The organism is Microbacterium saperdae, assembly GCF_006716345.1.
Lineage (GTDB): Bacteria > Actinomycetota > Actinomycetes > Actinomycetales > Microbacteriaceae > Microbacterium > Microbacterium saperdae.
Genome location: NZ_VFOX01000001.1, coordinates 1,174,022 through 1,183,889 on the forward strand (window position 1 = coordinate 1,174,022; position 9,868 = coordinate 1,183,889).

General features: G+C 66.1%; 11 protein-coding genes. 6 read left to right on the plus strand and 5 right to left on the minus strand.

The window, feature by feature from the left end; translation table 11 throughout:
• The first annotated feature begins 7 nt into the window (after nt 1-7).
• Nucleotides 8-700 (plus strand): metal-dependent transcriptional regulator, encoded by a 693-nt coding sequence (locus FB560_RS05585; protein WP_141871452.1) that lies wholly within the window; start codon nt 8-10, stop codon nt 698-700.
• A 5-nt stretch (nt 701-705) separates the two neighbouring features.
• On the opposite strand, the gene FB560_RS05590 is transcribed toward FB560_RS05585, so the two are convergent.
• Nucleotides 706-1,386: a metal-dependent transcriptional regulator gene (locus FB560_RS05590; RefSeq protein WP_141871453.1), complete on the minus strand. Its 681-nt coding sequence runs from the start codon at nt 1,384-1,386 to the stop codon at nt 706-708.
• A 102-nt stretch (nt 1,387-1,488) separates the two neighbouring features.
• Nucleotides 1,489-2,565, minus strand: a complete 1,077-nt coding sequence (locus tag FB560_RS05595; RefSeq protein ID WP_141871454.1) for a DNA-methyltransferase — start codon at nt 2,563-2,565, stop codon at nt 1,489-1,491.
• A gap of 449 nt (nt 2,566-3,014) precedes the next feature.
• Here FB560_RS05595 and FB560_RS05600 point away from each other — a divergent pair, with 449 nt between their 5' ends.
• The 5 genes from FB560_RS05600 to FB560_RS05620 are packed head-to-tail and all read left to right on the plus strand — an operon-like array spanning nt 3,015 to nt 7,689.
• A complete protein-coding gene (locus tag FB560_RS05600) occupies nt 3,015-4,142 on the plus strand; it encodes a tyrosine-type recombinase/integrase (RefSeq protein WP_229673400.1) in 1,128 nt (375 codons plus the stop codon).
• Nucleotides 4,139-4,486 carry a helix-turn-helix domain-containing protein gene (locus FB560_RS05605; protein ID WP_141871456.1) on the plus strand — a complete coding sequence of 116 codons (348 nt, stop codon included), beginning with the start codon at nt 4,139-4,141 and terminating at the stop codon, nt 4,484-4,486. Before FB560_RS05600 ends, FB560_RS05605 begins: the two co-directional genes overlap by 4 nt.
• Nucleotides 4,483-6,030 (plus strand): hypothetical protein, encoded by a 1,548-nt coding sequence (locus FB560_RS05610; RefSeq protein ID WP_141871457.1) that lies wholly within the window; start codon nt 4,483-4,485, stop codon nt 6,028-6,030. Before FB560_RS05605 ends, FB560_RS05610 begins: the two co-directional genes overlap by 4 nt.
• A gap of 37 nt (nt 6,031-6,067) precedes the next feature.
• On the plus strand, nt 6,068-6,439 hold the full coding sequence (locus FB560_RS05615; protein ID WP_141871458.1) for an ArsR/SmtB family transcription factor: 372 nt from the start codon (nt 6,068-6,070) through the stop codon (nt 6,437-6,439).
• The gene (locus FB560_RS05620) at nt 6,439-7,689 is read left to right on the plus strand and encodes an MFS transporter (RefSeq protein WP_141871459.1); all 1,251 of its coding nucleotides are present in this window, start codon (nt 6,439-6,441) and stop codon (nt 7,687-7,689) included. Before FB560_RS05615 ends, FB560_RS05620 begins: the two co-directional genes overlap by 1 nt.
• A gap of 253 nt (nt 7,690-7,942) precedes the next feature.
• On the opposite strand, the gene FB560_RS20780 is transcribed toward FB560_RS05620, so the two are convergent.
• The 3 genes from FB560_RS20780 to FB560_RS05630 all read right to left on the minus strand — a co-directional run bounded on the left by FB560_RS20780 (nt 7,943) and on the right by FB560_RS05630 (nt 9,868).
• Nucleotides 7,943-8,143 carry a hypothetical protein gene (locus FB560_RS20780; RefSeq protein ID WP_211349946.1) on the minus strand — a complete coding sequence of 67 codons (201 nt, stop codon included), beginning with the start codon at nt 8,141-8,143 and terminating at the stop codon, nt 7,943-7,945.
• Complete coding sequence (locus FB560_RS05625) at nt 8,140-8,943, minus strand: MFS transporter (protein ID WP_211349947.1); 804 nt, start codon at nt 8,941-8,943, stop codon at nt 8,140-8,142. The genes FB560_RS20780 and FB560_RS05625 overlap by 4 nt, the downstream gene beginning before the upstream one ends.
• A gap of 193 nt (nt 8,944-9,136) precedes the next feature.
• On the minus strand, nt 9,137-9,868 hold the full coding sequence (locus FB560_RS05630) for a TetR/AcrR family transcriptional regulator (RefSeq protein WP_141871460.1): 732 nt from the start codon (nt 9,866-9,868) through the stop codon (nt 9,137-9,139).

Genomic DNA, 9,868 nt, shown 5'->3' on the forward strand with positions numbered 1-9,868 from the left:
ATCCCGCATGCACGGCAAGAGCGACCGGTCAGGGACCAGAGCACGCTATCTCCGTGCCATCTGGTCCCTGACTGAGAGCAGTGACGCTCCGGTTACGGTGACGGGCATTGCCCGAGCGCTGCGGTTCGTGCCGGGGAGCGTGTCCGAACAGGTGAAGCGACTCGTCGATGACGGCCTCATCGACCACGAACGGTACAAGTGCATCTCTCTCACCCCTTCGGGACGCCTCGAAGCGATGCGGGCACTGCGGGCGAACCGGATACTTCGATGCTTCCTCAACGACGTCCTCGACCTGCCCTGGAGCGAACTCGCCACCAATGCCGAAGCATTGGAAGCCAGCAGCTCACCGCGCTTCCTCCAACGAATCGAAGCTTCCCTCGAACAGCCCACCCACGACCCCTACGGGCAACCCATCCCCACCCCAGACGGTCACATCGAATCCCGCCGAGATGCCCGTCTGCGGGAACTCGCACGCCCGCGATGGGCTCCCGTGAGGATCACGCGCGTCGCCGACGCGCCACTCGAAACACTGGTCTTCCTCGACGAGCGACACCTTCGCCCCGGCACATGGTTACGCATCCAGGCCTGCACAGCGGAAGTCGACATCATCGAGGTCCGCACGGCGGAATGGCATGGCACGCTGCTCCCTGCCGGAGCAGCCGTGCTCCATGCATCACTCCACGACGAAGCTGCGGGGTGACAGTATCAACTGGCCACGACAGACACATAGAGTGCATCTGTCGCCGAACGCCCCAGTGCTACCGAGGTGTCCGATCCCGTAACTCGCGCGTCCAGTGCGTCCGAGAACGGGGCACCTTCGCCGATCTCCAGCGTTGATCCGATTACGAAACCATGCTCTTCGAAGAACTGCAGGAGCGCCGGGTCCGAGTCCGAAATGCGCTCGACCACCACTCGGTGCCCCGCCCCGACTTCGGTCAGCTGCGTCGCGTCCGGGATATGCACAGTCCCGTCAGCGGATGGGATCGGGTCACCATGAGGGTCGCGGGTGGGGAACTCCAAAAACTCGTCGATCCGGTCGATCATGAAATCTGACACCGCATGCTCAAGGTGCTCAGCCTCGTCATGCACCTGATCCCACGAGTACCCCAAGACACTGACGAGGAACGACTCAATCAGCCGGTGCCGACGTACCATCGCCAGCGCGTACGAGCGCCCCGTCTCCGTCAACTCCACCGAACCATAAGGCGCATGCTCGACAAGACCCTGCGTAGAGAGCTTACGGACAGCATCCGAGACCGAAGAGAGCTTCAACCCTGTTCGCTCCGCGATGAGCGTCGGCGTCACCGGCACCGACGACCACTCCGTCAGACCCCACACGGCCTTCAAATAGTTCTGGGTGCTCGCGGACAACTCAGAGACGGACATGAACTCAGCATAACGCCGAACATGCAACTACGGCATGGCTATGTTCAAAAGTACGGCGTCGAGGCGGCGCGTACATCGACAGACGTTCCCCGGCCACAGGAGCTACCGGTCCAGCCTCGACTGGACCAGTGGAACGTATGACGCATCCTTCTCGAAGCACAGCACTCGATAGCCATCGCTGACCGCTGCTTCCACCGTCGTCCCCGATCCAGCGAATGGCTCCAGCACCACTCCGTGCGGCGGTGTCACCAGCGTGACGAGCCAGCGCATCAACGCCAGCGGTTTCACGGTTGTGTGCGATACCCCGAACGCGCGGGGTCGTTCCAGTGTGGGGGGTTTGTGGTCGAAGCGGAAGATCGGGAACTTCCGCGACAGTGACCCGCCCTGCCACGTCCCCGTCAACAAATCCAGCGCATCCGCCTGACCAGCGTCGAAGGCGACGTTCATCGGCCACCGGTCATCAGCGAACCTCGCCCCGTCAATGTTGATCCCACCAACACCATGCTCTAGAACGTTGCGGACGACGTTTCCTTCAGGTGGTTTGCGGGCGATGATGATCGGCTCGAACGCTGGCCGCAGCGCTGTGCCCCACCCCTCCCACCGCGCCGCGTCCTCGGTCACCGGAGTGCCCTTCGACAGAACAGTCCGGGTCGCGCCGAGCACCCCATCACGATCGGCGGTCTGCACGATCCGATCGGTGCGTTGCACGCCGTGGTGCTTGTCGATCGCGTGCGAGAGGTCCATCGACTTGGGCATCCCGGTGGTGTGCAGCCATGCAATCTGGTCCCGGATCTCGAACCCTGCATTCTCGATCCCACGCACCATCCGGTGCCAGGTGCGTGCACCACCGAACGCTGCAACATACGCCCCTGGCTTCAACGCGCGCAATGCTCCCGCAGCCCACGCCGTGCACCAGGTTTCGAACACCTCCGGCGCACTCATCCCGCTCGTGTCGATGTGGATCAGCGACTCGCGAAACCCGGAAGCGTCATCCCAGGCCTGGCCGTTGAAGCTCAACCCGTACGGCGGATCGGTGACCAGGGCGTCGATGCTTGCTGCGGGCAGGAGTGGGAGGAGCTCGACCGCGTCCCCGAGGTAGAGCGTCGCCCGGTCATCGACGAACACCGGTTCCGGAAGTTCGGTCAGGCGCGCGGCGGGCGGCGGGGTGGGGTCGGGCATGGCGGTGGCTCCCTGCTGTTCGGGCCTGTCCGCGCTCGTGTGCGACGAACAGGACTACCCAGCAGGTATGGGCCACACCGACAGGCCCGAGCCGACACAGCCCCAGCGTCGACGCCACGTCAGAGTCAGTCCCGGCGGGCCAAATCTGAGCTCCACGAGGGGCCCGCGACTCGCCGATTCCCCGTGCCAGATTTCTCCCACACACGATCGGCAATCAACGAAGGACGATGACGAATCGCATCAGATGCGATCCCGTCACAGTTGTTGGCTGCGGCGGCTTGGCCCGTTTTCCCTTGGAATCTCAACGATCTGACAAGGCGGGATCCTTGCCGTCCTGACCAGTCAACGCGCGCCACTTCGAGTCTCTCGCTCGTGACCTGGGCTTTCTCTTGCCTATCGCAATCGATGCGATATTATCGCATCAGATGCGATCCCATGAAGGGGGCGATGTGGCTGGTGACGAGGGTGCGCTGGCGGGTTCTGCCCGGCTGGTTCTGCTGGACGGAGTCGCGCTGCTTCGCCCGGACGAGCAGGTGTTCGAGGCGATGCTCGAGGGGTGGCGGAACCAGGGCCTTGCCCGGAACCTTGCGCGCTCGACGGTCCAAGCGCGGGAGCGGCAGGTCCGTGCGTTCCAGGCGCGCGCGGGCGTGTTCCCCTGGGAGTGGGCGGCGGTGCACGCGGATGAGTGGTTCGCGGATCTGCGTGCGGTGCACCATTGCACGCGCTCGACGGTGCGCGGCTACCAGGTCGCGGTGCGCGGGTTCTGCGCGTTCGCGATCGATCCGGCCTATGGCTGGGCTGAGGAGTGCATGCGCTGGTTCGGGTCGCACCCGGTGCAGATCATCACGGACGTCAACTCGGCGCAGCACGTCGCGGATGTCGAGTCGGAGCCTGCGAAGCGACCGTTCACCCGACGCGAGTTGCAGGACCTGTTCGATTACGCCGACGAGCAGGTCGAGTTGAAGCGCTCCCAGGGCAAGAAGGGGTGGATGGCGGCGTTCCGGGACGCGACGATCTTCAAGACCGCTTACGCGTTCGGCACGCGCCGCACCGAGACGCAGATGCTTGATGTGTCTGACTTTGGCCGCAACCCGGAGGCGCCGGAGTTCGGCGGGTTCGGGGCGGTGCACGTCCGCCACGGGAAAGCGAAGCGCGCTTCGCCGCCGAAGCGACGCACGGTGCTGACCGTTTGGCCGTGGGCGGTCGATGTCCTCGAGCAGTGGTTCACCGAGGTCCGCCCACCGTTCGGCACCGACGAGAACCCGGCGGCCTGGCCCTCGGAGCGGGCGCCACGGGTGAGCGCAGCGCTACTGGATCACCGGATGGCCGACTACCGGGGAGGGATCGGCCTGGACCCGGTGCTGGACTTCCACTCGCTGCGCCGCTCCTACGTCACGCATCTGATCGAGGACGGCTGGGATCCGAGGTTTGTGCAGGATCAAGTGGGGCACGAACATGCCTCGACCACGTCGATCTACACCGGGGTCTCCTCAGACTTCCGCACCCGCACGCTGCGACGCGCACTGGACCAGATCATCGCCGACGCGGTCGGCCCGCAACAGGAGGAAGCACGATGACCAGACAACGACGGAAGGTGTCCTACGAGTGGCGGCTGCGAGAGGTGATGGCTGCCCACAAGCTCTACGCCACCACCGAGCTCGTCCCGCTGCTCGCCGAGCGCGGCATCGTGCTCTCAGCCTCACAGGTCCACCGGCTCGTGACCACGACCCCCGAGCGACTGTCGCTTCCTGTGCTCGCCGCGCTCTGCGATATCTTCGATGTCACCCCGGCAGAGCTGATCCCCACTGACGCGACGGGTGTCGGCGTCCGCAAGATCGCCGCTGGCGACCGGCCCGCGAAGCCGACCGGCATCGGCGACCTGCGCCCCGTCCGCGCCCGGATCGTCCGCCCCGGCGAGTGACCGCAACCGCCGCGGACAACGCCGCGGGTGAAGCCTCCCGTTGCGCCCGCTGCGATCGCCTCGTCCGGGACCGGTACGAGCGGGTTGAAGGGGCTGGCGAGGTCGTCCTGGTCTGGATTCGCCGATGGCCGGACGGGTTGATCTGCTCCGGTTGCTTCGCGACCGCGATGGAGACCTACGGGATCTGCGACGGCTGCGGCACCGACCGTCTCCTGCCCGGCGTCGGCCCCGCTGGGCAGCGTTGGTGCACCGACTGCGCGGGTGGGTTGGGCGACTTCACCTGCACTCGTTGCGGCCGAGAAGGGTGGCGCGAGCACGCCGGCATCTGCGGCTGGTGCGTGTTGCAGGACCGCGTCGACGAGATCCTGGACGACGGCACTGGCAGGGTCCGGATCGAGCTGATGCCTCTGGCGGCGCTGATCATCAGCATGAAGCGTCCCCGGTCTGGCATCCTCTGGCTCAGCCGCCCCGAGCCGCGAAGCGTGCTGCGCGCGATCGCCCGCGACGAGGTCCCGCTCACGCACGAGGGCATCCACAGCCTCCCGCATCGCCGGTCCACCGTCTATATCCGTGATCTCATGGTCACCGCCGGTATCCTCCCGCCGATCGATAAGTCCCTCTTCTACTTCGAGCAATGGTCGCGCAGCTGGCTCGACGAGCTTCCTGACCCTGAGCAGCGCAAGATGTTCCGGCTGTTCATCACCTGGCACTACCTACGCGTCTTCCGAGAACGCATCGACGCGCGCGGCGAGCTCGGCTACGCCGCCCCGCAGATCGCTCGGCATCAACTCCGCACCGCCGCTACGTTCGTCGCTGGCCTCGCCGAGCAAGGGCGGACCCTGGCGGAGGCCACCCAAGCAGATCTCGACCGCCTCTTCGCCGAGGGCACTCCGCGACTGCGCGACACCGTCCACCCATTCCTACGCTGGACGATGAATACTCGGCGCATGCCGAAGCTCGAACTACCGCCTCCCGTCAAACGGCCTGTTGCGCTCATGACTCAACAGCGTCGCATCGAGCTCATCCGTAAGGTTCATGACGGCGACGGCATGGAACTCACCGACCGAGTACTCGCCCTGTTCGTCCTGCTCTACGCCCAGCCCCTCACACGCATCCAGCAGCTCACCATCGACGACATCGGCATCGACGACGAGGGGAACCTCCTGGTCCGGCTCGGCGATCCACCGATACCGGTCCCCGCACCGTTCGCCGACATCATCCGCAAACACGTCGCCGCCCGACGGAACCAGACCACCGCGACCAACAAGACGAGTCCCTGGCTGTTCCCCGGACGCGCGTCCGGGTGGCCGCTGCACACCACGTCGATCAGAGACAGGCTCCACAACCTCGGCATCCCGAACCTCAGCAATCGAAGCCGCGCGATCCGCGAGCTACTCCGCCAAGCCCCGGCGATCATCGTCGCAGGGATGCTCGGCTACAGCCCAACCGGCAGCGAGCGGATCGCCACCGAATACGGCGTCACTTGGCAGCAATACGCCGCGATAGACCGAGACCCACGCCGCCCGCCACACCTCATCGACTGACACAGCAGGATCATTCGAAATCTGCAATAATCTGCGTATGAATGCAGATAATAAATGTTCGCTCGGGCGGGAGAGCGCCTACGTCGAACTCGCGGTCGAGGTGTTCTCTATGCTCGCCGACGCGACCCGGGTGCGGATCATTCTCGCTCTGCGGGATCAGGAGCTGCCGGTGAATAGCCTCGCGGAGCTCGTGGACAAGTCGCCGGCGGCGGTGTCGCAGCATCTCGCAAAGCTGCGGCTGGCGCGGATCGTGCTGACCCGGCAGGAGGGCACGAAGGTGTTCTACCGGTTGGCGAACGAGCACGCCCGGCAGTTGGTCGCGGACGCGATCTTCCAGGCCGAGCACTCTCTCAGCAACGACCCCGCCCACCACCGCGGCATGCATCCCGCTCCGGAGGAGACGCGCTGATGCTGCGGGTGCTGCGCAACGGCACCTATGCGAAGCTGTTCTCCGCCCAGGTGCTCGCCCTGCTGGGCACGGGCCTGCTTACCGTCGCGCTGGGGCTGCTCGCGTTCGACATCGCCGGCGACGCCGCAGGATCGGTGCTCGGCACGGCGTTGACGATCAAGATGGTCGCCTACGTCGGCGTCGCGCCGCTGATCGCTGCGGTCGTCGACCGGCTCCCCAAGAAGGCCGTCCTGGTCGCCGCGGACCTGGTGCGGCTGGTGATCGCACTGTCGCTCCCGTTCGTGACCGAGGCGTGGCAGATCTATCTGCTGGTGTTCGTGCTGCAGTCCGCGTCGGCGACCTTCACCCCGGCGTTCCAGGCTCTGATCCCCACTGTCCTGCCCGAGCCGTCCGATTACACCCGTGCCCTGTCCTTGTCGCGGCTGGCCTACGACCTCGAGTCACTGTTGAGCCCCACCATCGCCGCCGCCCTGCTCACGGTGGTCAGCTACAACAACCTCTTCGTCGGCACCGCGGTCGGCTTCGTCCTCTCCGCCACCCTTGTGCTCGCCTCACGCCTGCCCCGACGCGTCCATGAGCCCAGCACGACCACGTTCTGGCAACGGCTTTTGCTCGGGGTGAGAGTGTTTGCGCGCACCGACACCCTCCGGTTCCTCCTGTTGACGAACATCGTGGTCGCCGCGGGCACCGCGATCGTGCTGGTCAACTCGGTCGTCTACGCCAAAGGCCTGTTCGGCCTCGACGACACCGCCCTCGCGATCACCCTCGCCTGCTATGGCATCGGATCACTGATCGTCGCGCTCAACGTTCCCTGGATCGTCGACCGGATCGGAGTGGTCCGCACCATGATGGCCGGCGCTGCGGTAATCACGATCGGCCTGATCACCGCGGCGATCGTGACCGCAGTCGACACCGAGTCCGGCACCGGGTGGGGATGGCTGCTGGCGACCTGGGTGCTGCTGGGAATGGGCACCTCCCTGGTGAACACCCCGTCGTCGCGCCTCCTCGCCGACGCCTCAACCCCGTCAAACCGGAACCTCGTCTACACCGCACAGTTCGCGCTCTCCCACGCCTGCTTCCTCATCACCTACCCAATCGCCGGATGGATCGGCGCCGCCAGCCTCACCCTCGCCGCGCTCGTCCTCACCGTCGTCGCGACGTTCGCAGCCGGCGCAGCCATCACCTTCGCTGCCTCCCGACGGCTCAGCACAAGCAGCGACGCTCCCGCGCCCGCTCTCATCCGCGAATAGCGCCCCCAAGCACCAGGGCAGAGCACGAGACCATGCCGCGCGCGACCGCTGCGACCGCTGCGTCGGCGCTTCTCACGATCGAGAACACATCACTCGAGTTCACGTCAGGGCGCCAGTTAAAGGCCCCCTTTAGACGGAAAAGCGACAGCCCGCACTATCGCTGACGCACCCGCCGGTACAACGTCGGTGTCCTCGGACCTCGCGCTGAGAGCTCCTTGTCCCCGGGGCCGGCTCATCCCCGGAAAGCAGCGAGTCAGGGCGAGCCCAGACCATCGTCGCGATCAGACGTGGATGCTGCCGCCGACACGGGCGTGGCAGGCATGCGGCGGAAGCGCGGGTGGGCGAGGACAAAGACCGCGACGACGGCCATGGTCGCGGTGCCGACGATGATCGGCAGCGGCGCCCACAACCCGTACAGCGCGGTGCTGGCGGTCGGGGCGATGACGAGGGTCACCCGCTGCACGGCACGATGACGGCCTGGGCGAGGACCATACCGACTCCGGCGGCCAGGAGCGCGCCGCCGGTGACGAGTCCGGCGGCGGTCGCGTCGAGGCCGAGGCGGTCTTGGACGATGAATCCGGTGATGACCTGGATGAAGCCGAGTGCGGTGAACATCCCGAACCCGGCGAGCAGGAACGGCCAGACGCGTGAGTCGAACGGGCTGACTCTGGTGGGGGTCTCGATGAGCTCGTGACGCGGCTCCCGGCGCAGCCGGAACAGGATCAATGCGAGGCCCGCGAGTAGCAGCACCGGCACGGCGATCAGCGGGGTGAGGATGCCGAGGGCCGAAAATGCTCCGCCGATGACGGACCCGCCGATCATGGCGATGCCCTGCACCGCGCCGACGCCGGCCATGCCCTTCACCCGGGTCTTCTCGTCCGGGGTGACGTCGGCGATGTATGCCTGCGCGGTGGGTGGCACGGCGGCGATCGCGGTGCCGAAGCCGATGCCGCACAGCAGGAACAGGGTCACGCCGGTGATCGCGCCGTTCATGCCGAGCCAGGCCAGCAGCGCGAACAGGATCATCGCGATCGTGGCGAGCATGAACGCGGCCACGAGGACGGGCTTGCGGCCCAGGGCTTGGGGGCGGCGCCCCCAGAACTGGCTGGTGAGCACGACCATGACCGCCGCCGTCCTGATCGTGACACCGATCTGCCATTCGGCGAGGCCGACCTCGCGTGACAGCGGCGCGAAGATCGGGTTGAAGGTCATCTGCACGAGGTAGGTGAGCAGCACCGCGGCGAGGTTAGTCAATGGTGAGCCGCAGATCGGTGGGCGTTTAGTTCATATCTTCACTGGAGTATGAGCTGACGCTGCGACCCGGGGCAGCATTGTTCCGCGATGTGTGGGAGTTGTGGACGAATACACCACTGTGCCGTGCACACCGAGGGCCTCGTCTTCAGGGTTCGCAGTCAAACACCGCCAAGTTTCCGCCCTGTGGGGCTGCTCATTGCGTCGCTGAGGAACGCCCGTCGGGTGCAGTCAGATCGAAAGGCAGACGTTCAGTGGTGTCTCTCAGTTTTTCTCCGCCGTCGAGGATGAGTGAGAGTTTGCGGTTGAGCCACTGGCGTGGGGGCGTGACTACGGCGTCACGCATCGCAGCTCGTGCTCGTTGGAGCGCCGCAGCCTCGTCATCGTGAGGCTCCCATGAGGACGCCATCTCGGCGCGCGACACTCCTGGGGCCGGGGTGTGGCCGTCGAGCCTTTCCAGCCCGAGCCGGTGATCGATGACGGTGTCGATGACGGTGTCGATGACGAGCATGGCGTCGGGCATTGCGAAACTCTCCCGTTCGAGGTGTGCGGCGAGGGCGAGGAGGATGTCCATGGTGCGTTCGGGCATGAGTCCGGAAGAGAGTGCGGTGACGACGCCGGGATGTTCGGCGAGGGCCTCCCACAGGCATTCGGCGTAGGCGAGGAGCACAGCGCGCCAGTCGCCCGCGACCGTGGGCCAGGGAATGTCATCGACGACGCGGTCCCAGGCCAGGGCGAGCATCGTTGCGCGATCGGGCACATGGCGGTAGATCGTCGCGGGGGTGACATCGAGGCGTTCGGCGACGAGTGGTACGGTCACGTCGGTGAAGCCGATGTCGAGCACCGCGGTGAGGACGTCATCGCGGGTGATCTTCGGTGGTCGGCCGATCAACGGTTCGCCCTTGGGCCGTCTGGGTGCGGTGGGCAT